The sequence below is a fragment of the Lacticaseibacillus salsurivasis genome (assembly GCF_036246225.1).
GTDB lineage: Bacteria > Bacillota > Bacilli > Lactobacillales > Lactobacillaceae > Lacticaseibacillus > Lacticaseibacillus salsurivasis.
Map to the genome: position 1 here is coordinate 1 of NZ_BTTP01000019.1, position 21408 is coordinate 21408.

20 protein-coding genes are annotated in these 21408 nt (G+C 54.1%); 13 read left to right on the forward strand and 7 right to left on the reverse strand.

What is annotated here, in order from left to right; all coding sequences use genetic code 11:
* Positions 1-76: 76 nt before the first annotated feature.
* Entirely contained in the window at positions 77-1327 is a 1251-nt protein-coding gene (locus AAA927_RS10935) for a hypothetical protein (protein WP_338217863.1), read from the forward strand.
* A 102-nt stretch (positions 1328-1429) separates the two neighbouring features.
* Here the strand turns inward: AAA927_RS10935 and AAA927_RS10940 are convergent, their stop codons facing one another.
* On the reverse strand, positions 1430-1720 hold the full coding sequence (locus AAA927_RS10940; protein WP_338217864.1) for a GNAT family N-acetyltransferase: 291 nt from the start codon (positions 1718-1720) through the stop codon (positions 1430-1432).
* Between the two features lie 149 nt (positions 1721-1869).
* Here AAA927_RS10940 and AAA927_RS10945 point away from each other — a divergent pair, with 149 nt between their 5' ends.
* The 6 genes from AAA927_RS10945 (at position 1870) to AAA927_RS10970 (ending at position 8150) form a co-directional block, all read left to right on the forward strand.
* The gene (locus tag AAA927_RS10945; RefSeq protein ID WP_125579935.1) at positions 1870-2409 is read left to right on the forward strand and encodes a dCTP deaminase/dUTPase family protein; all 540 of its coding nucleotides are present in this window, start codon (positions 1870-1872) and stop codon (positions 2407-2409) included.
* Between the two features lie 19 nt (positions 2410-2428).
* The gene (gene radA / locus AAA927_RS10950) at positions 2429-3814 is read left to right on the forward strand and encodes a DNA repair protein RadA (protein WP_338217865.1); all 1386 of its coding nucleotides are present in this window, start codon (positions 2429-2431) and stop codon (positions 3812-3814) included.
* Positions 3811-4989 carry a PIN/TRAM domain-containing protein gene (locus tag AAA927_RS10955; protein ID WP_338217866.1) on the forward strand — a complete coding sequence of 393 codons (1179 nt, stop codon included), beginning with the start codon at positions 3811-3813 and terminating at the stop codon, positions 4987-4989. Before radA ends, AAA927_RS10955 begins: the two co-directional genes overlap by 4 nt.
* Before the next feature lie 211 nt (positions 4990-5200).
* Positions 5201-6691, forward strand: coding sequence for a glutamate--tRNA ligase (gltX, locus tag AAA927_RS10960; RefSeq protein ID WP_338217867.1), 1491 nt, complete (start codon positions 5201-5203; stop codon positions 6689-6691).
* A gap of 177 nt (positions 6692-6868) precedes the next feature.
* Entirely contained in the window at positions 6869-7714 is an 846-nt protein-coding gene (locus tag AAA927_RS10965) for an NAD(P)H-binding protein (protein WP_338217868.1), read from the forward strand.
* Positions 7715-7718: 4 nt separating this feature from the next.
* Positions 7719-8150, forward strand: coding sequence for an Rrf2 family transcriptional regulator (locus tag AAA927_RS10970; protein ID WP_338217869.1), 432 nt, complete (start codon positions 7719-7721; stop codon positions 8148-8150).
* A gap of 85 nt (positions 8151-8235) precedes the next feature.
* Here the strand turns inward: AAA927_RS10970 and AAA927_RS10975 are convergent, their stop codons facing one another.
* The gene (locus AAA927_RS10975; RefSeq protein ID WP_338217871.1) at positions 8236-9930 is read right to left on the reverse strand and encodes a glycoside hydrolase family 3 protein; all 1695 of its coding nucleotides are present in this window, start codon (positions 9928-9930) and stop codon (positions 8236-8238) included.
* A 487-nt stretch (positions 9931-10417) separates the two neighbouring features.
* Between AAA927_RS10975 and recQ the strand changes: the two genes are divergently transcribed.
* The 5 genes from recQ (at position 10418) to AAA927_RS11000 (ending at position 15373) form a co-directional block, all read left to right on the forward strand.
* Positions 10418-12178, forward strand: coding sequence for a DNA helicase RecQ (recQ, locus tag AAA927_RS10980; protein WP_338217872.1), 1761 nt, complete (start codon positions 10418-10420; stop codon positions 12176-12178).
* A 63-nt stretch (positions 12179-12241) separates the two neighbouring features.
* The gene (gene cysS, locus AAA927_RS10985; protein ID WP_338217873.1) at positions 12242-13645 is read left to right on the forward strand and encodes a cysteine--tRNA ligase; all 1404 of its coding nucleotides are present in this window, start codon (positions 12242-12244) and stop codon (positions 13643-13645) included.
* Positions 13642-14064, forward strand: a complete 423-nt coding sequence (locus AAA927_RS10990; protein ID WP_338217874.1) for a Mini-ribonuclease 3 — start codon at positions 13642-13644, stop codon at positions 14062-14064. Before cysS ends, AAA927_RS10990 begins: the two co-directional genes overlap by 4 nt.
* Positions 14042-14833, forward strand: coding sequence for a 23S rRNA (guanosine(2251)-2'-O)-methyltransferase RlmB (rlmB, locus tag AAA927_RS10995; protein WP_338217875.1), 792 nt, complete (start codon positions 14042-14044; stop codon positions 14831-14833). Before AAA927_RS10990 ends, rlmB begins: the two co-directional genes overlap by 23 nt.
* Positions 14834-15373 (forward strand): NYN domain-containing protein, encoded by a 540-nt coding sequence (locus tag AAA927_RS11000; RefSeq protein ID WP_338217876.1) that lies wholly within the window; start codon positions 14834-14836, stop codon positions 15371-15373. It abuts the gene before it with no gap.
* Between the two features lie 52 nt (positions 15374-15425).
* On the opposite strand, the gene AAA927_RS11005 is transcribed toward AAA927_RS11000, so the two are convergent.
* The 5 genes from AAA927_RS11005 to AAA927_RS11025 are packed head-to-tail and all read right to left on the reverse strand — an operon-like array spanning position 15426 to position 20628.
* Positions 15426-16409 carry an aliphatic sulfonate ABC transporter substrate-binding protein gene (locus AAA927_RS11005; protein WP_338217877.1) on the reverse strand — a complete coding sequence of 328 codons (984 nt, stop codon included), beginning with the start codon at positions 16407-16409 and terminating at the stop codon, positions 15426-15428.
* Positions 16387-17925, reverse strand: coding sequence for an AMP-binding protein (locus tag AAA927_RS11010; protein ID WP_338217878.1), 1539 nt, complete (start codon positions 17923-17925; stop codon positions 16387-16389). The genes AAA927_RS11005 and AAA927_RS11010 overlap by 23 nt, the downstream gene beginning before the upstream one ends.
* Positions 17909-19105: an acyltransferase gene (locus tag AAA927_RS11015; protein WP_338217879.1), complete on the reverse strand. Its 1197-nt coding sequence runs from the start codon at positions 19103-19105 to the stop codon at positions 17909-17911. The genes AAA927_RS11010 and AAA927_RS11015 overlap by 17 nt, the downstream gene beginning before the upstream one ends.
* Positions 19098-19814, reverse strand: a complete 717-nt coding sequence (locus AAA927_RS11020; protein WP_125579909.1) for an ABC transporter ATP-binding protein — start codon at positions 19812-19814, stop codon at positions 19098-19100. The genes AAA927_RS11015 and AAA927_RS11020 overlap by 8 nt, the downstream gene beginning before the upstream one ends.
* Entirely contained in the window at positions 19807-20628 is an 822-nt protein-coding gene (locus AAA927_RS11025; RefSeq protein ID WP_338217897.1) for an ABC transporter permease subunit, read from the reverse strand. The genes AAA927_RS11020 and AAA927_RS11025 overlap by 8 nt, the downstream gene beginning before the upstream one ends.
* Positions 20629-20852: 224 nt before the next feature.
* On the opposite strand from AAA927_RS11025, the gene AAA927_RS11030 reads away from it, so the two are divergent.
* Positions 20853-21386: a sigma-70 family RNA polymerase sigma factor gene (locus tag AAA927_RS11030; protein WP_338217880.1), complete on the forward strand. Its 534-nt coding sequence runs from the start codon at positions 20853-20855 to the stop codon at positions 21384-21386.
* The last annotated feature ends 22 nt before the right edge of the window (positions 21387-21408 follow it).

Below are 21408 nucleotides of genomic sequence, written 5' to 3' on the forward strand. Positions count from 1 at the left end.
ATGGGTGTACGGACTCATAGCCGAGTTCTCCTTGTAGTTGGTGTTGTGGTGATTCCATTTTACAAGGACTCAGGCTATGAGTCTTTTCTATTTGACTAATTTGTTGCACTTGAATTGTAAATCCGTCCCGACTAAAAAAAGTGGTGAGAAATTCACTGACGGCCAGTGGCATACGGTCAAAGTTGACTGGGCCCCCGATACCGCAAAAGACGGCGGTGGGAGTTTAACTTTTAGTATTGAACTCAGCTCAAGCCACACCTTCAGCAAGACCATGACGTGGACGGCAGCCGACATCACCAAAATCTTCGGTGCCACTGCGATTTCTCAAGGGGTTAGCTGGGGCTTTACCGGCTCTACCGGGGCCCAAGCCGAAGAAGGTGTTGTGACTTTCGAAACTATTCCTGGCTTAGTTGATGCTAGTGTGGCCGCCACCGTCACCAGTCGTGATGGCTCCGCTGCGCCGAAGTCGATTTATGAAGGCGACGCGCTTGCCCAGACTTACACGATTACTTATAACAGTAGTAACAGTAAGCAGAATTGGCCGGTGCAAAATTCGACGAATACGGCGACATTGACTGGCACGCTGCGCACGACCACTGGTTATGGCTTTGAAGTCAATGCTAATGGCCAAGTGAACGTCACCATCCTCCAGAATGGAGTGCCACGGACGGCGGTGGGGACACCGACCAAAACGGCTCAGGTGACTGATAAGTTTGGGCAAACTAAGACTTATGCGACCCAGGTTGATGTCAGCTTACCAGGGTTTCTGAATTCAATTAGCGGGGCTCAAAGTTATACCGTCACAGCTCCAATCTTGGCCGCAAAGAAGAATGATGCTGCTACGGAAGGGGCCGGGGTCGTTGTGGGTAACAACGCTCGTTATACGACAACCGTGACCACGCCAGCCGTACTCGAAAATCCACTGGGCATTGGCGCGCCGAATTTTCTCTTTAAAAATTTGAGCGTCGGCCAGATCATCAAAGGGCTCTCCGGGGTCAGCGGCACGATGGATGGCACTGGCAATCTTGCCGCCGCGGCTCCAACGGGCGTTCATACGACAATTACTGCTTCTATGACGCCAGTTAACTTCGAAGCCGGCACTGGCTACACGGCTGGCAACACGACCATTAGCTTCACCTATAGTGGCAAGACGGTAAACCTGCCGGATAACAACTCCACACAGACTGTTTACAGTGCTAATACGCCGCCAACCACTGGTGCAATCACCAATCTGAAGTTGAACATGGCGCCGTACCCGCAAATCAAACTTGGTAACTATTCCTCGACGATTACTTGGACCATTGCGGCAACACCGATCGCCGGTTAAAGAGAACGAACATAACGTGTCAAAAAGAGCCGACCAACTTGGCAATCAAGTTGATCGGCTTTTCGTTTACACTGAAGTTGTAGCGGTAAGAAAGCAACGAGCTTATTCTGTCGGTGCCACCCGCCGCATCTCCGCATACTCCGGTTTCGTTTCGAATTCATGCCGGGCAAAGGAGCACAGCGGCTCGATCTTCTTACCTTCCTCGCGGGCCTGGTCCACCACAGCTTTCACCAGCTTGCCGGCGATGCCTTGGCCGCGCAGAATGGGGTCAACGTAGGTGTGGTCGATGACATAATTCTGACCATCATCGATGGGCTGGAAGGTCACTTCCGCAATCAGTTTCCCGGTATCGTCATTTAAGAAGTAACGGCCGGTTTCATGTTGAAAGGTCATCATAAATCCCCCTTTTGGCTCGGCTAGGCGAGTCTTCTTTGACTATATGGTAACAATTTGAAAAGGTTAGTTCAAGAAAGCGCTGACAGCCGCAAAAAGCGGGACGGCTCGTGGTAGAATGTGACGTATACCATTAAGGAGGAGACACGATGCGAAGTCGCGGCTTTGAAATTGTTTCGGCGTTTGAAAATCAGGGAGTGAAGCTTCCGGAGCGGCAAACCAAAAATGCCGCTGGGTATGACTTTTTTGCTCGGGAGGATTTTGTCCTCAAGAGTATTTGGCGCTATGACTTTATTCGCTTGTTTCGGCTGATCAAAAACGAACACCCGTTGACCGAACAGGACTTCACGCGGGCCACGAAGATCCTGAAGCCGTTGTTGGTGCCGACGGGGGTCAAGGCCTACATGCAGCCCAATGAAGTGCTGATTTTGGCTAACCGTTCCAGCAACCCGTTGAAGCGTGGGTTGGTGATTCCGAACGGGATTGGCGTGATCGACGCGGATTATTACAACAACACCAGCAACGAAGGCGAAATCTTTATCCAAATGCTCAACTTCTCGCCGCGGGATGTGGTGATTGAGCAAGGTGAGCGCATTGGCCAAGGCATCTTCATGCCGTATCTGCTGGCCGATGGCGACACGGGGAACGAGAATGCCCGCACTGCCGGGTTTGGCTCCACTGGGAAGTAATAGCAAAGGAAGCGAGTAGATGGCCAAGGCGAGAACCAAATATGTTTGTCAAAATTGTGGCTATATCTCGGCCACCTTCCTCGGCCGCTGCCCGAATTGTGGGGCGTGGAATTCGCTGGTGGAAGAAACCGAAGCACCAGTGAAGACGGCGGCGCCGCGCAAAACCAGCGGCGGCACTAAAGTCACCCCGCAGCGGCTCAATGAGGTGTCGCTCAAAAAAGAGCCACGCGTGGCCACCGAACTCAATGAGCTGAACCGCGTGCTCGGCGGCGGAATTGTGCCAGGCTCTTTGATTCTGATTGGTGGCGATCCTGGAATTGGGAAGTCGACGCTGCTGACGCAGGTGTCAGGGTACCTGGCCCGCGGCGGGGCGAAGGTCCTGTATGTGTCCGGGGAAGAAAGTGCCAGCCAGATCAAACTGCGGGCGATGCGCCTGGGCGTGGGTGATTCAGGGATGTACTTGTATCCGGAAACGGATATGCCCAGCATCACTGCCGCCATCGATGACATGGCGCCAGATTACGTCATCATCGACTCGGTGCAGACCATGAACGTACCGGATATGAATTCGGCAGTGGGCTCAGTCAGCCAAATTCGCGAAGTGACAGCCGAACTGATGCGCATTGCCAAGACTAACCAGATCACGATTTTCATTGTTGGCCATGTCACCAAGGAAGGTGCCATCGCGGGACCGAAGATTTTGGAGCACATGGTGGACACGGTGCTGTACTTTGAAGGCGACATGCACCACACCTACCGCATGCTGCGCTCGGTGAAAAACCGCTTCGGCTCCACCAATGAAATCGGCATCTTCGAGATGCACCAAAGCGGCTTGGCAGAGGTGGCTAATCCGTCCGAACTCTTTCTCGAGGAACGCTTGGCTGGTGCCACTGGTTCGGCGGTGGTGGTGTCGATGGAAGGCACGCGACCGATTTTGGTTGAGTTGCAAGCCTTGATGACGCCGACGATGTACGGCAACGCCAAGCGGACGTCTAGCGGTTTGGACCATAACAGAGTCAGCCTGATTATTGCCGTGCTAGAAAAGCGCGCCAACCTGATGCTGCAAAACCAGGACGCTTACCTCAAGGCGACTGGTGGGGTGCGGCTGGATGAACCGGCGATTGATTTGGCGATGGCGCTGGCGATTGCTAGCTCGTATCGCGATACCGAAATTGCCCCGACGGACTGTTTTGTCGGCGAAATCGGCTTGACTGGCGAGGTGCGCCGAGTCAATCGGATTGAGGATCGCATCAAAGAAGCGGCAAAATTGGGCTTTAAACGTATTTTTGTCCCTAAGAATAACCTGCAGGGCTTCGCTTCCCGTGATAAAATTAAGGTGATTGGTGTTGCCAGCGTCAGTGAGGCGCTGCAAGTCGTATTCAATCAGAAAGGAGGAACGAAATGAGAAAACGTGTGATTGCAATCGTGTTTGGGTTAGTCGGCGTCGGCGTTGGTGTCAACACGCTGCCGTTCTTGTGGATGCTGTTGCATCTGGACAGCATTGCGTGGTTGAACAACGCGATCGTTGACGGGTTGATCGGCGCCGTGGTGTTCTTGGCCATTTCTGAAGTGGCGTCCGGTTGGATTATCCGCAAACTCGATCAAGCAGAAAAATATCTCAGCACGAAATCGGCATCGTTCCTGTTGTTTGGTGTGTTAGGCACGATTGTTGGCCTGGTGTTAGCTGCCATTATTTCAATTCTCTTTTATAATCTCCCCGGGCCATGGGGCGTGCTGTTGCCGCTGGTTTTGATGATGTTGCTTGGTTACTTCGGCTTTCGGCTGGGGACCACGCGGCGCGACGAATGGCGCAAGCTCTTCGGCCAGCGCAATCGTGACCGCGATCGTGATAAAAAAGAGGATGACAACGCGGCGCTGCTTGATCGCCGGGTGGGGGACAACTTCCGCAAGTACAAGTTGCTCGATACCAGTGTGATCATTGACGGCCGTGTGCAGGCGATTGCCAAAACTGGTTTTTTAGAAGGCACGTTGCTCGTGCCAACCTTCGTGGTGCATGAGTTGCAGCTGATTTCCGACTCGGCCGATGCCTTGAAGCGCGGCCGCGGCCGCCGCGGGCTGGATATCATTAACCAGATGAAGGCCGATGACGAAATCAACGTGGAAATGTACGACGGCGATTTCGAAGACATGACTGAAGTGGACAGCAAGCTGCTGAAGTTGGCCAAGATGTTGGATGGGATTGTGGTGACCAATGACTACAACCTCAACAAAGTGGCGCAGTTCCAAAACGTGCCCGTGCTCAACATCAACGAGCTGGCCAATGCGCTGAAGCCGGATCTCATTCCAGGCGAGCCGATGACCGTCACGGTGATCAAGTCCGGGACTGAGCGGCAGCAAGGGGTCGCCTACATGGAAGACGGCACGATGGTTGTGGTCGAAGATGGCCAGTTCTACATGAACAAGCCCCTGAACGTCATTGTGACCTCTGCCATCCAAACGGCAGCCGGCCGGATGATTTTCGCCAAGCCTGCCCATCAGCAGCAGTCCTTGCGCGATGAAGCCGGCAAGGATGCCAAACCAGAGGCGTCAGAACCGAAGAACGCTAAAAAGAAAAAGTAAGGCCGAGGCGCTCGCCGTCTAGCCGACCGAGTCGCCAGTGCTTCGTCGCTGGCGGCTTTTTTTGCAGAAAAACGGCGCTGGTGCCGCAATGAAAACTCGCAACCGGGCGTGTTCGAAGCCGCCCCTTGTGGTACACTGTCAATGCAAGTGCACTGCGCTTTATTTGGTGCACGCCCCAGTTTGGGGAACAAAATTATGGAGGCATCGTGCATTGACAGATCGACCAATTCGGGTGCGTTACGCACCGAGTCCAACCGGACATTTACACATCGGGAACGCGCGGACGGCGCTGTTCAACTATTTGTTTGCCCGGCATAACAACGGGACAATGGTGCTGCGGATCGAAGACACAGACACCAAGCGCAACATTGCAGATGGGGAAAAGAGTCAGATCGAAAACCTGCACTGGCTAGGGATCGACTGGGATGAAGGCCCTGATAAAGGCGGCGACTTTGGCCCTTACCGGCAATCTGAACGCAAGGCTATCTATGAACGCTATATCCAGGAACTGATGGATAAAGGCCAAGCTTATGAATCCTACAAAACCGAAGCCGAATTGGAAGCCGATCGTGAAGCTCAAAAGGCCAATCATGAAATGCCGCATTATGTCTACGAATACGAAGGCATGACCGAGGCCGAAAAACAGGCTAAAATTGCCGCTGCTAAGGCGCAAGGCCTACAGCCGGTCATTCGCTTCCACATTCCAACGGACAAGACCTACGAATGGAATGATATCGTCAAAGGCGACATTTCCATCGAAGGTAAAACCATCGGTGGCGACTTTGTCATCATGAAACGCGATGGCATGCCAACCTATAACTTCGCGGTGGTGGTTGATGACCATTTGATGGAAATCACCCATGTGCTGCGTGGGGATGACCACATTGCCAACACGCCCAAGCAAATCGCGATTTACGAAGCGCTGGGCTGGGAACCACCGGTATTTGGCCACATGACTTTGATTATCAATGGCGAAACCGGTAAGAAGCTGTCCAAGCGTGACGAGTCCGTGCTCCAGTTCATCGAACAGTATCGTGAACTGGGCTACCTGCCAGAAGCCATGTTCAACTTCATCACCTTGCTGGGTTGGTCACCAAAAGGGGAAGACGAAATCTTCTCCAAGAAGGACTTCATCAAGCTCTTTGATGAAACCCGCCTGTCCAAGAGTCCGGCGCGCTTCGATAAGAAGAAGCTGGAATGGGTCAACAACCAGTACATCAAGAAGACCGATCCGAACGAACTGACCGCCTTGGCCAGTGAGAACCTAATCGAATCCGGCCGGTTGCCTAAAGATCCAGATCCGAAGACCCTGGAATGGGCGCGGCAACTGATTAGCCTGTATATCCCGCAGATGAGTTACACCGGCCAAATCACCGAGCTGTCCAGCATTTTCTTCGAAGCCCCTAAGGCTTTGGATGAAGCGGCGCTGAAGGAATTGGCTGACGACAACGCTTTGCCAGTCATTCAAAACGTGGCCACCAAGCTGCGCGCTTTGGATACCTTCTCGGCTTACTTCATCAACCAGGCGGTTTACCACACCCGGCTTGAAACCGGCGTGAAGGGCCGCAAGCTCTACATGCCAATTCGTATCGCCACCACCCGTGAGATGCACGGCCCGCAACTGGCCGAAACCATCGAACTGATGGGTCGCGAAAAAGTCTTAGCTAACATCGATTACGTTTTGCAAGCTTTACAGAAGTAAGCCGGTGCATAAACAGCCACTCCCAGCGGGGTGGCTGTTTGATTCATTGCCCGGGAAATAGCGGTACCTTGCTTCAATGGAAATTGTTTTAATTAACCCTGGTAACTTCGCGCCAATCCTGTTACAATAATTGTTGCAAGTTACTTATATTGTCACAGGACGAAAGGAGCGCTTTTTATGACAACATATGCTTTAACTGCCGCGACGGGTCACTTTGGCCAAACCGCGGTCAAACAATTGGTGGCGCTAGTCGGGGCTGAGAATGTAGTGGCGTTGGCCCGCAATGTCGACAAGGCTAAGGGCTTAATGCCAGCCGGCGTGACGGTGCGGCCTGGTGACTACACGGATCAAGACCAGTTGACGGCTTCACTGCAGGGCGTGGATCGGTTGCTGTTTATTTCGTCGCTGCCAGGTGGGCAGGTGTCGCGGATACAGCAGCATCAGAACCTGATCAATGCGGCCAAGACGGCGCAAGTCAGCTTTGTCGCTTACACCAGTTTCCCTCATGCGGACCAGTCTAAGGCCCCACTGGCGGCTGATCATCAAGCGACTGAGCAGGCACTGAAGGATTCGGGCTTAACGTATGCCTTTTTGCGCAATAACTGGTACTTAGAAAACGAAGCCAATGGCCTGAAGAAGGCAGCGGCCGGCAAGCCACTGGTCTATGCGGCTGGCACTGGCCAAGTTGGCTGGGCCTTGGAACGGGAATACGCCGAAGCGGCGGCCAAGATTTTGGTGACCGATGCGCCGCAGGCCGTTTATGAATTGTCTGGCCCAGCGCGGACCTATGCGGACTTGGCGGCGGCCATTGATGGGGCGACGGCGCAGTCGCTTGATGTTGCGGCGTACAAAGAAGGGCTGGAAGCGGCGGGCTTGCCCGCCGGTGCGGTTGCTGCGTTGTCGGGCATTCAGCAGTCGATCCGCGAGGGCCAGTTGACGCCAGACGGTGATACGCTGTCCGCCGTTCTAGGCCATGAATTGACCCCGCTGGCTGACGCGATTCAGGCAGTGCTGCGAGGGTAAATCGATGAAATACTCGCATAAGCTCAGCGACGGGGTGCACATTTTGGCCTATGTCGACATCTACCAAGACGCTGATCTCTCCAGCAGTGCCATTGCTGCCAGTATCGAAGCCAATCCAAGCTTGGTGCGGCGGCTGATGGCCCAGCTGGTTAAGGCTGGCCTGCTGACGAGTCAGCCTGGAGCCGCCGCGCCGGCGCTGGGCCGACCAGCGGCTGAGATTTCGCTGCTGGATGTCTACCAGGCTTTGGAAGGCAACCAGGAGCTGCTGCACATTGATGAAAAAACCAACCCGCAGTGTATCGTGGGCGGCAATATTCAGGCTAGTCTGAATGTGGCGTACGCGCAGGTGCAGCAAGCGGCTGAAGCGCAAATGGCGGCGATTAGTTTGCAGGGGATTATCTCAGATATTCTGCAGCGTGAAGCGGCGAAACATTAGTCCGATTGAACAAAAAAGGTCAACGTCTTTAAGGCGTTGGCCTTTTCTGATGATACGAATAAGTGAGCTTGAAGGAACTGTTGGTTTAAGCCGCGTGTTTCTTGAGCAGGAACGCCCCGCCAACTGCGGCAATAATGGCCATGAAGCCCAATCCGGCCATGGCCGCTTCTTTAGCATCGCCAGTCCGTGGCAGACTGGCCTTGGTGGTCTTCTTGGCTGCCGTGGTAACCACTTTATGGCCCAATTTCTTGGCCGGGGTCTTCACGGATTTTGGCGCCGGCTTGCCTTGGTTATCCTTAGCGGCTTGCTTGCCGGTGTCGGTTGGTGTCGGGGTGGTGTCAACCGGTGTTTCTGCTTTGGCCAAGGCATCGATGGTCAAAGACAGAGGTGCGATGTCAGTCATCCCAGTGCTCAGCACGACAGCTTGCTTGGCATCCGTCAGCGGGACGTCGATTTCATACTTGCCACCGGCGCCAATCACCGTTTCGGCTAAAGGTGCGCCGTCAACAGACTTGGCATAAATGGGTTCGCCAGTTGATAGGTCTGGATCAACGACGGTACCAGTGATGCGAGCGACTTTGGCGTCTTGGTCGTAGGTCACTTTGTCCGAGGTGATTTCTTTTTTGGCCAAGTCAGCTTTGGTAATCAGACCCAGTTTGCGCTTCAAGCTAAGTAGCCGGAAGACGTGCTGGTTGATTTCGCTTTCTGACAAGTTGCCCGCTTTAACGGCATCGAGCAGTGCAGGAATGGCTTTCGCGTAATCATTATTCATGATGCCGTCGTTACCAGCTTCGGCAGCCAGCACGTCGACAGCAACGTCATTATGTTCCTGAGCAAACTTGGTGATGGCGCCCATACCCAGGCCGTCGGTGATAATCACACCTTGGAAGCCAAGTTCTTCGCGCAGCAAACCTTGAACAACCTTCCGTGATAGGGAGGAAGGATAGTCAGGATCAACAGCCTTCATCACAATATGAGCAATCATAATGGAATCAACGCCGGCTTCAATCCCAGCCTTGAATGGCAGCAGGTCCTCTTGTTCAAATTGTTCCTTGGTGCGATCAACCACGGCAAAATCCGTGTGCGTGTCAATCGCCGCACCATACCCAGGGAAGTGCTTCAACGTCGCGGCAACATTTTGCTGCCAAGCAGGAACCACCTGCGTGATGTAGTCCGCTGTGGCTGCGTAGTCTTGGCCAAACGAGCGGGCGTAGATAAAGGCATCTTTGTCGCTGGTGGTGTCTGCATCAGGGGCGAAGTTCCAGTTAACGCCCAGGTCGCGCAGCATTGCACCGACATCGGTGGCCTCTTTCAAGACTTCTGGCATGCCCCCTTCGGCATACGCCTGCTGCGGCGAAGGAAAGGCACGATAATCAGACACGACTGGATTATCGCTTAGCCGTGAAACCTTGCCGCCTTCTTGGTCGATACCGACTAGCAGCGGCAGATCAGCAGCATCTTGGAAACTCTGCATTTTGGTCTTAAATGCTGCTGCGTCTTTGACACTGGTGAAATCGGCGCCGTAAACAATCAACCCACCCAGGTGATATTTGGCGACGTCTTGGCGCACCTGCTGGTTGTCCTGCGGGGTGCGCGAGATAAACATTTGCCCAACTTTTTCTTCCAAGGTCATCCGGCTGATGTAGGCGTTGATGTCTGCGTCAGTCAGTGTGTTGTCAGCCGTTGCGGCGTGAACCGTGGTGGCACTGAACCCGCTACTCCCCAGCAGCAGTCCAGCGGTACTCAACGTGGTGACCAAAAGATTTGCCCATTTCTTCATAACCCATGTACTCCTCTCGAGCCAATAATGGCTAGTGCACTGTCATTGGTCTATACTCCTCCTTGCTCAGGGTGAGTATAGCACCGGCAAATGATTGATGGAAGCGTTTTATAATATCTTTTTGAATTTTTTCACAAGTGTGAACGCCTTTATTTTGTGGGTATGAATTAATTAAATAACAATATAATCCCGTTTGGTCTGGACCAAAGTTGGAAATGATGACGGTTAGAATACACAAAGGATAAACTGAAACCTATTTTTCGCGCTAAGACCGGCCTTGCCTGTTGTCTGATAGTTGCGCTGCGTGAGGCCAACGCCCGAGCAGTTAGCTACGCCCGAAGCCTCACCGCCAAAGAACGGCGGTGAGGCTTCAGGCTAGGCTACCTGTCGGGCTAAGTGTGGCCTCACTTCACAGCCTTTTATTTGCCGGTTTTACACAGCTTCATTTGGCGGGTAGAATAGTCTAATACGAAATGGGGGAGAAACGATGGCCAGTGCGGCGCAGAGTATTTTGAAAGAGAAATTCGGCTACGATGAGTTCCGACCGGGGCAAGGCGAAGCCATTAAGCGCGTGCTGGCGCATGAGAATACGCTGGTCATCATGCCTACTGGTGGCGGGAAGTCGCTGTGCTACCAGGTGCCGGCGCTACTACAAAGCGGCCTGACGGTGGTGGTGTCGCCTTTGATTGCCTTGATGAAGGATCAGGTCGATGCCCTCAATGAAAATGCCATTCCTGCCACTTACATCAACAGCACGGTGGCTTATCCGGATGCCCAGCACCGGCTGGATATGGCGGCGCGTGGTGAGGTCAAGTTACTTTATGTCGCACCTGAGCGGCTGGAGATGCCGGATTTTCAGCAGGACTTAGCTAGCCTGCAAATCGACTTGCTAGCGGTGGATGAGGCGCATTGTATTTCCCAGTGGGGCCATGATTTTCGGCCGAGCTACTTGCAGCTGCAAACCATCGCCGCGGCGCTGCCGTCGCACCCGACGGTCATTGCGTTGACCGCCACGGCGACAACGCGAGTGGCGCTGGATATTGGTCAGCGGCTGAACATTCCGGAAGTCGGGATGATCAACACGGGCTTTGCCCGGCCAAATTTGAGCTTTCAAGTGGTCAAGGACCAAGACAAGGATGTTTTTTTGCTCGACTATTTGAAGCTCAATCGAACGCAAAGTGGCATTGTCTACTGTGCCACCCGGAAGGAAGTTGAGCGGCTGTATCTGCTACTGGACCGCCAAGGCATTGCCGTGACCAAGTATCATGCGGGATTGTCCGAGCAGGAACGAACGGCCAATCAGGAAGACTTTCTCTTTGATCGCAAGCCGGTGATGGTGGCGACGAATGCCTTCGGGATGGGGATTGATAAAAGCAACGTCCGCTTTGTCATTCACGCCCAGGTACCAGGCGACCTTGAGTCCTATTATCAAGAAGCCGGACGCGCCGGGCGAGACGGGTTGCCGAGTGAAGCGATTTTGCTGTTTGCGCCGGCGGACTTGCAAATTCGCCGCTTCTTCATTGATCAAAGCGAAGGCGATGACGCTTACAAGCAAAATGAATATCGCAAGCTGCAGGTGATGAACCAATACGCCAACACCGGCGATTGTCTCCAGCAATTCATCCTTCAGTATTTCGGGCAGGCTTCACCGTCCTGCGGCCAATGTTCGAATTGCCGAGACGACCGCGAAGCCGTGGATGTGACGCTGGATGCCCAAAAGGCGTTGTCGTGCGTGGTGCGGATGCATGGTCGCTACGGCAAGGGCCTGATTGCTGATGTGCTGGCAGGCTCCAAAAGTCGGCGCTTGACACAACTGGGGCTGGAGCAGTTGTCCACTTATGGCTTGCTGAGTAGTTGGCGGAAAAAAGACATCAGTGGCTTTATCGACTTTCTGACGGCTGATGGCTACTTAATGCCCCAGGGCGGTCAGTATCCGACCCTGGGGCTGACGGAGCTGGGTGCGCAGGTGCTGCGCGGCGAGGCCACAGTGATGCGTAAGCAGGCCGTGAAGGCGCGCCAGTCGCTGCCGGTGGATGACGAGTTATTCCAGCAGCTGCGCAGTTTGCGCTATGACTTAGCGCAAAAGCAAGGCGTGCCGCCGTATGTGATTTTCTCTGACGAAACGCTGCGGCAGTTGTGCTTGTTGCGGCCGCAAACCGAAGCGCAGATGCTCAATGTCAAAGGCGTAGGGCAAGTCAAAGTCGATAAATACGGGGCGATTTTTCTTGAAGCCCTAGCGGCTGAGTAAACAGCGCAACTAGCAACGACGCGGGTTTTCGAGTATGATACAAGAGACATAGGGGGCGACAAAATGCTGCAACTATATAACACGCTCACGCGGCAAAAAGAACCATTCACACCGATCAAACCAGGGGAAATCAGTATGTATGTCTGTGGCCCCACGGTGTACAACTATATTCACATCGGCAATGCCCGCTCGGCGATTGCCTTTGATACCATTCGCCGGTACTTCGAGTATCGCGGCTACAAGGTGAAGTATGTTTCCAACTTCACCGATGTTGACGATAAAATCATCAACGCCGCGCATGAAACCGGCGAGGCGCCGCTTGACCTAGCGCAGCGCTTCATTGATGCGTTCATGGCCGACACTGGCAAGCTGAATATCGAACCGGCCACGGCGCATCCGCGCGCCAGCCAAATGATTCCGGAAATCATTAGCTTCGTTGAGCGGCTGATCGCCAAGGGCTATGCCTATGAATCCGAAGGCGATGTCTATTATCGCGCCCGCAAGTTCAAGCACTACGGCGAGTTGGCCAACAAAAACGTCGACGAACTGGAGCAAGGCGCCTCCCAGCATGTGGCCGATGCCGAAACCGCCCGCAAGGAAGATCCCATCGATTTTGCCTTGTGGAAAGCGGCCAAACCCGGCGAAATTGCTTGGGACTCGCCTTGGGGTCAGGGCCGACCAGGCTGGCACATTGAATGCTCCGTGATGAGTACGACCCTGCTAGGGGACACCATCGATATTCATGGTGGCGGCCAGGACCTAGAATTTCCGCACCACGAAAACGAAATCGCCCAAAGTGAAGCCGCTACCGGTAAGAAGTTCGTCAACTACTGGATGCACAATGGCTTTGTGACCATCGGGGAAGCTGACGAAAAAATGAGCAAGTCGCTGGGTAACTTCATCACGGTGCATGACATTGTCAAAACCGTTGATCCCCAAACGCTGCGCTTTTTGATGGCCAGCACCCAATACCGCCGGCCGATTCGCTATTCTGAAGCCGGCCTCAAGGAAGCCGCCCGTAATCTTGAACGGCTGAAAATTGCCCGCGATGCTGTGGCCTACCGGCAGCACGGCGCCCAGTCTGGCAGCAGTGCTGAGGTGACGGCTCAGCTGAACACCCTCAAAGCGGCCTTTATCGCCGCTATGGATGACGACATTAACGTGCAAAATGGTCTGGCCGTAGTTTACGATTTGGCCAAGCTGATGAATGAAGTCGCCGCCGCCGATACGGTTTACGCTGACACCCTGCAGGCGCTACTCGACTTGCAGGCGCAGTGGCTGGCGATTTTCGGCGTACAGTTCCAAGCCGAGCTGCTGGATGCCGATGTCGAAGCCTTGATTGAAAAGCGCAATGCCGCCCGGGCCGCCAAGGATTTTGCCTTGAGTGACCAGATTCGCGACGACCTGCAGGCTCAAGGAATTTTACTGGATGATACCGCACAAGGAACGAGGTGGCGCCGCAAATGACAGCTGACGCAAAACAATTGAATGGCATTGCCCTGGCGTACCTAGGGGATGCCGTGTATGAAGTCTACGTGCGCGAGCACTTGTTGGACCGCGGGTTAGTGCGGCCCAGCCAGCTGCAAAAAGCGGCGAAAAGTTTCGTGTCGGCCAAGGCCCAAGCGGCACTGATTGGCGAAATGGAAAACCAAAACCTGCTGTCTGAAGAAGAATGGGACTATTTCAAACGGGGGCGTAACGCCAAAAGCTACACCCACGCGAAACATACCGATGTGGTGACGTATCGCATTTCCACCGGGTTTGAAGCGTTGTTTGGCTATCTGAAATTAACCGCCCAAACGGCGCGCATTGATGAGCTTGCCGCCTGGTGCATTGCGTTTGTCGAAGAAGGAGGGACAGGCCATGGCCAATTCAAGACCAAGTGAAGCCCATCGTAGTCAGCCCAAGGATCAGGCGCACGAGGATGAATTCGTCTTCGGCCGCCATGCTGTGGCTGAGGCGCTGAAAAATGGGAGCGCCAAAACCATCAACAAGCTGTTCGTCCAAAACGGCCTGAACAGCGATCCGGTGCGGGCAATTGTCGATAAGGCGAAAAAGCAAAAAATCCTGGTCAGCCAGGTGCCGAAGACCAAGCTGGATCTGTTGACCGATGGCGGCAATCACCAAGGCGTGATGGTGGCGATGACGCCATACGCCTATGCCTCCTTGGATGAGCTGTTCGCGCACGCCGAGGGACACGACCCGTTCTTTGTGATTTTGGATAACCTGGAAGACCCGCAAAACCTCGGTTCGATTTTGCGGACAGCCGATGCGATTGGCGTGGATGGAATTATCATTCCCAAACACCGGGCAGTTGGCTTGACCAGCACCGTGGCGAAGGTTTCTACCGGCGCGATTGAGCATGTGCCAGTGGCGCGGGTGACGAATTTGGCCCAAACCATCAAGCAGCTCAAGGATAAAGGGGTTTGGATCTTCGGCACCGCCATGGATGGCCAAGACTTCCGCCAGTGGAATGCCACCGGCAGTATCGCCCTGGTGATTGGCAACGAAGGGAAAGGGATTTCCCCTGGGATTGCCAAGCTGATGGATGCCACCTTGACCATTCCGATGGTGGGGCACGTGCAAAGCCTCAATGCCAGTGTCGCCGCCGGCATCTTGATGTATCAGGGCTTTACCAGCCGCGGAGGCAAATAAATGCGCCGGCATCTGCTGATTGTGGATGGCTACAATGTGATTGGTAATTGGCCGGAATTGGCCAAGCTCAAAGCCACCGGTCATTTTGACGCCGCCCGCGATCAGCTGCTAGACGAAATCGCCGAATACCGGGCGCATGAAGACGCGGAGATCATTGTGGTGTTTGACGCGATGTATGTGCCTGGCATCGGCGAAAGCTACGATAAGTGGCAGTTCAAAGTGGTGTTCACCCAGCAGGATGAAACCGCCGATAGCTACATCGAGCGCTTGGCCAATGATTTGAATACGCCGCTGGTACAGCTCACCGTGGTTACTTCTGATCAGGCCGAACAGTGGACCGTGTTTTCCCGGGGTGCGCTCCGGATTTCTTCGCGCGAGTTCCACGGCGAAATTGCCCGATCGAAGCGCGAGTTCACCCATTCCACCGACCCGTTCATCATGCGAGAAAGCAAGCGCAACACCCCTTGGAGCAATGAGCAGCTGCGCAAGTTGGATAAGGCGCGGCGCAAGCTCACGCGGCATCCAGATCAAGATCAATAAAAAATGACCGGCCAAAGTAAAATCTTGGCTGGTCATTTTGATTCTGGAGGTGTCACTTCGAATCAAGCAACGCGTCATTGATGTCAATTTTCTTGGTGATGATGCCTTGTTCATAGAAGACATCGGCGATTTTTTGCTGCTCGGCAACAATCGCATCGGTGACTGGCGCCATCGAGAAGGTGCGGCGCTCCACGGTGAGCTTCATAATCTTCTTCGACAGTTTCAGGGTTTTGCTCAGCATATCGATCAGCTCAGTGGGGTGTTTGGTCGCCCAAGTCATATCTTGGCCCATGTACTTAATCAACAAGCTGGAGACTTTGGTGTGGTTCTTTGCATACTTACGCGTCGCGACCACGAAGTCCCGGTTCATCGCCAGGCCCTTAGCATTAGTCAGCAGCTTAGCATCCTGTTGCACTTGGGCAGTGGCGGTGTAAGGATCCCAGGTGACCCAGGCATCGACGTTACCTTTGGCAAAAGCGACACTGGCGGCGCCTTGGTCCATGTTGACCAGCGTGACATCTTTGGTGGTCAAACCAGCCTTGGCAAGCACTTGAATGATGGTGAACTCGGCGGCAGTGCCTTTGGCGTAGGCAATGCGCTTGCCTTTGAGTTGCTTAATCGAGGTGATGCCGGAGTTTTTGCCCACCAGCACGCCGGTCCCATATTCCTTCGAGGCCCCGGCGCCAATGTAGACCAGATCCAACCCACTGGCTTGGTTAACGACAGGTGGGGTGTCCCCCAACCGGGCATAGTCGATGTTGCCGGACTTCAGCGCCGTCATTAAGGCGGCACCGCTTTGGAATTCTTTGAAGACCACTTTATAGCCTTTGGCCTTCATCTTCTTGGCGAGCTCGCCGCGCTGGCGGGAAATATCCGCGGGGTCGGCTTTTTGGTACCCGACCACCACCCGCGTCAGCTTCTTGCCGTCGCTACTGGTAGAGGTGATCGTTTGGGTGTAGCCGTACACCGCCACCGCTAGCCAGGCGACTAGCGCCAAGAGCAGCAAAGCAATTTTAAAGCGCGGTTTGTGTGACATGGTCGCCCTCCTTCAGCCATTGCTTGAGCATTGGCCGCAGCACTTTACCAGTTTGATTGCGGGGAAATTCATCCAAAAACATCACTTTGGTGGGGGCTTCATACTTCGCCAGATGGGTGCGGCCGTATTCAAGCACAGTTTGGCGCTGCTCCTCCTCGTTTTCACCAGGCGTGGTAGAAATAATCGCGGCGGTGACTTCTTCGCCGTAGAGCGGGTCGGGCAGGCCGATGACGCACAGCTGGGCGATGAAGGGGAGTTCGTCGAGCACGTTTTCGACATGGGCCGGCGCCACTTTTTCGCCGCCGCGGGAAATGATTTCCTTGGCCCGGCCTTTGACAAAGAGATAGCCATCTTCGTCAAAGTAGCCCAGATCGCCAGTTAAAAACCAGCCATCAGCAAACGCGCCTTCATGCGGATCCATGTATTGATCGATGACATGATCGCCGGCAATGACAATTTCACCCAGCACAGAAGGCGCAGTGGTTAAAGTGCCATCTTGCTGGCGGATTTTGACTTTGGTGCCGAAGGGCTTGCCCGCTGAGCCAATCTTTGGCGCTTCCAGCGGATTAATCGTGCACTGGCTGGCGGATTCGGTCATGCCGTAGCCTTCGATGACATGGGTGTTGAAGCGGTTCTGGAAGGTGCGGAGCTGATCTTCTGGCAAGGCAAACGAGCTGCACCGCGTGAATATTAAATTGATCTCGGTGCGGCGCTGATGGTAGACCTGATTGGCGGTTTCGTTGAGGAGCAGAATGCCTACAATTGTCGGCACTACTGACGTCCAGTTGACGCCGTTATCGGCCACCCAATTCCAGAAACGCGAAGCCGAGAATTTCGGTGCAATCACGAGTTTGCCATCAGCCATGCGCATCGCCAAAGCCACCATGACTTGGGCGTTGATATGAAACATCGGCATGGTGATCAACGCCACTGAGTCTTCATGCATATCGTTGCTTTGGGCGTCATGCGTGGCGGCGTTAAAGATCAAACGCTGCGACAGGCCAACGCGCTTGGGCTTGCCAGTGGTGCCACTGGTGGCCAAAATCAGCGCCAGGTCGTTTTCAGTCACGGGGCCGGTTTGGGCGGGGCCGCGGTCAGCTGGTGCGACCACCAGCGTGGCAGTCGGCAGGGTGGCCAGCGTCACCGCTTGTTGGGTGAAGCCGTCACGCATCACCTGAGCGGCCATGTCCGGTAGTAGCAACATGGCGGCATAGTGATGCTCATCGCGATCGGCGAGCAGTTCACTGGCGGGGCTGGTCGGGGAGACTGGATGCACCGCGATGCCCACTTGCCAAGCGGCTTGGTCAATTGGGATAAACGCAGCCGAATTTGGCAAACACACCATCAACACATCACCGCGGCTAAGGCCAGCTTCTTGCCAGCCTGCCTTAAGGGCTTCAATGTCTTGATCTAAATCCGCGCCGGTGAACCAGCGGTCCAAGGCGATGTCTTTGACCATGGGTTGGTCCTGATGCGATTGATTTTGCTGAGTCAGATGTTTATTTAGCGGTGTCATTAAGCAAAGCTCCTTTAGGTTGACGATTATGTTTTAACAGGTGCCATTGCGGCCGGCCAATCAAGATGCCAAACGGCGGCACCTTGTAGCAGAACCAGGCGATGCCGAAGGACACGGCCAGCACGAAGACGTACCCGAGGGGAATGGCGGCGAAATAGCCCCAATCAGACAAATGAGTTTGCGCCAAAATCCAGCGCAACAGGGTCAGGCCAATGGTTTGATCCAGATAAATCCCGAAGGAGACCTTGGCCCCATTTTTCACCCACTGATCCAGCCGCGCCGGCATGCCATGCTGGCGCCAGTCCGAGTATTTCAGCCCAATCCAGAAAATGGTCAGAATCATCAGCACGTCATAAACGAACATGTATGGCTGGTGCGGCGATACCGCGTAGCTGTGGGCAAAGCCGAGCACATTGCGGTTCCAGAAATAATACGGCACGGTGCCAACGCTGAGCAGCAAAGTCGCGGTAATCAAAGCGCGGGCGTGCTTGCGAATACCTTGGACCATCTGCTGGTAGTGGAGCGATGTGTATTCACCAAAGATGAAGTAGAACTGGTAGGTGAAGACATTGACCCCGTAAGACCGCACCCACCAGGTCAGGTTGGAGCGATCCATGAATTGATAGTCGTACTTGATGAAGAACACCACTGCCAGCTGCACGAGGAAGCTGACCAGCAAAATCAAATTGTGGTTCGATACTTTTTGGAAGAGTTTCACCATGAACGGGAACAGCACATACAACTGCAAGGTGACCACAATGTAGTACAGATAGAACTGATCACCGTGCAGCAACGCAGAGGTCAACGTCGGCCAGTAAGTGGCCCAGGTGAACGGCGCAATCGCCAAGAGGCAAGACGCCGTCAGTAAGATGATGTTCCACAAGACATAGGGCCAGCCGGAGCCGGCAAAGCGTTTCTTGAAGAAGGTGGGCCAATCGTTGCGATGATAATAGTTCAAGGTCAACACCAGCCCGGTCATGAACATGAAGCCCATCCGGGTGAAGTGAATGAGCAGGTGCGTGGCCAAAAGCGTCATGTGCGGCGCCCCAGCAGCATCTGCCATCGACTGGGAAAAGGCGGTGGTGGTGTGGTTGAGCAGCACCCCGAAGATGAAAATAATCCGCATTAAGTCGACTTCATGTAAATAAGGCCGTTTCTTCTTCTTGGTCGGTTCAGGCACGAGCGGTCACCGCCTGTTCTGGCGCGAGAATGACTTCAAGGACCTCTTCAGCGACTCGGGCCACGGTTTCGGCATCCTGCCCTTTAGCGCCTTTGGTCTCATACACATTGCGGCCGCTTTTGACCACAATCACGCGGTCGGCCATGCGCGCCGCTTCATCCACGTCATGGGTGATCAGCAGCGTCGTCAGGTGTTTCTGGTCGCAGATTTGCGTGATGAAGGCCTGCATATTGCGCCGGGTCAAGGCGTCCAAGGCGCCAAGCGGTTCATCCAGCAGGAGTAGCTGCGGGTCGGCCATTAAGGCGCGGGCCAAAGCCAGCCGCTGTTTTTGCCCCCCAGAGAGGGCCGCCGGATACTGGGCGGCGAAATCGCTCAACCCCACGGCTTCGAGGGTTGCCTGGGCGCGAGCTTTGACTTTGGCATCGTGGCTGTTAAAGGAGACGTTTTGAAGCGTCGTCATCCATGGCAAGAGCCGGCCGTCCTGAAACATCACCCGCGTCACCAAGTTCGGCTGGCTGTAAGTGATGGTGCCGGCGCTAGGTTGCTCCAGTTGGGCGATCAAGCGCAGCAGCGTGCTTTTGCCGCCGCCACTCATGCCGACTAACGCGACGAATTCGCCTTGCTGAATGTCAAAACTGACATCCTTTAAGGCGTGATTATCGCCGTATTGTTTATCAATGTGGTTGAGTGTGACTAAGGCATTACTCACGGCTGGCACCTCCTTGGTTTTGCCAGTTAAGGCAGAGACTTTCTAGGGCTTTAGCAATCAAGTCGGACAACTTCCCGAGTAAGGCGTAAATCACGATACAAAGCAGCACCGTGGCCATGTCCATGAATTCCTGGGCGTTGGTGGCCATGTAGCCAATCCCGGAGTTCGACGAGATCGTTTCGGCCACAATCAAGGTGGTCCACATCACGCCTAGCGCATAGCGCACCCCGACTAGAATTGTCGGCAACGCCCCAGGAAAAATGATTTTGGTGAACTGTTCCCATTTGGACAAGCCATAAGCGTGGCCCATTTCCATCAAATTTTGATCCACACTGGTGATGCCGTGGAAGGTATTGATGTAGATAGGGAACATGACCCCGATAGTGACCAGCGAGATTTTAGCAGTTTCGCCGATCCCCAGCAGAATAATGACCAGTGGAATCAAGGATAAATGGGGGATGTTTCGCAGCATTTGAATCGAGGAATCCAGCAGCCGCCGACTGAACATGGATAAGCCATTGGCCAACCCGAGGATAAAGCCGATGCTACCGCCAAGCACAAAGCCAGTGGTGGCGCGGTACAGTGAAATGCTGATATTCTTCGGCAGTTCTCCGGTTTGCCACAGCGCAATTCCGTCTTGAATGACGGCAAGCGGCGAGGGTAACAGCTGACTGTCCACCCAACCCGCCGACACCGACACCTGCCAAATCACGATCAATAAAATAGGTAATAGAAAGGGCAAGAGCCCTGCCCAGCTAAAACTGAAAGACCGAGCTTTGTGCGTCGTTTGCGGCGAGGTCGTCGTTTGGTCCATCATGGTCATCTCCGTTTCTGAAATTTAAGACTATTGCTATTCTAAGAGATAAATTTGATGAAAATGTGAATATGCTAAGAAAAACACGGAATGACGCGATTTGTCCAGTTTTAGGCTCAATGTGTACGACGCCACAAATTCCCGCCAACACCTGTTCGCTAGGCAGAAAAAAAGTTTCCTGCTACACTACCGCCATAGACTTAGCCCGCCGCAAAGGAGGGGCAATGACTGAGGATGAACTCAGCTTGATCCAGCGGGCACGCACTGATTCTCAAGCCTTTGCGACTTTATTCAATCAATATCTGCCGCTGGTACTGAAAACCGTCAAAGCGTATTACATTCGTGATTTCACCTATGATGACTGGTTGCAAGAAGCCCGGATTGCGATGCTGAATGCGGTGCGCCGTTATGATGGCAGCAGCGGCTCCCGCTTTGGTTCGTTTTACCGCATGGTGCTGGTATCACACATTAATTCCTTGCTTCGCAATCGGCTGGCGCAAAAACGCATGGCCGATGCCAACGCTATTATTATTCCCGACCCCATTCCCACGACCTTTGGTGAAGGTACGGTCAGTTATCGCATCGAGGAAAATCTCTTCATCCGCGCCGAACTCGCCCATTTCATCGCCAGCCTCTCTGACCTTGAACGCGCCGGCCTCATCGCCCAGTTCGATCAAACTACCCCCAAACCCGACCGCCGCGCCGTCGAACGCACCCGCGCCAAGTTTGGCAGCTATTTGAAAGAACAATTGTATTAGAGGAGGTAGCGGAGAAGGGCCG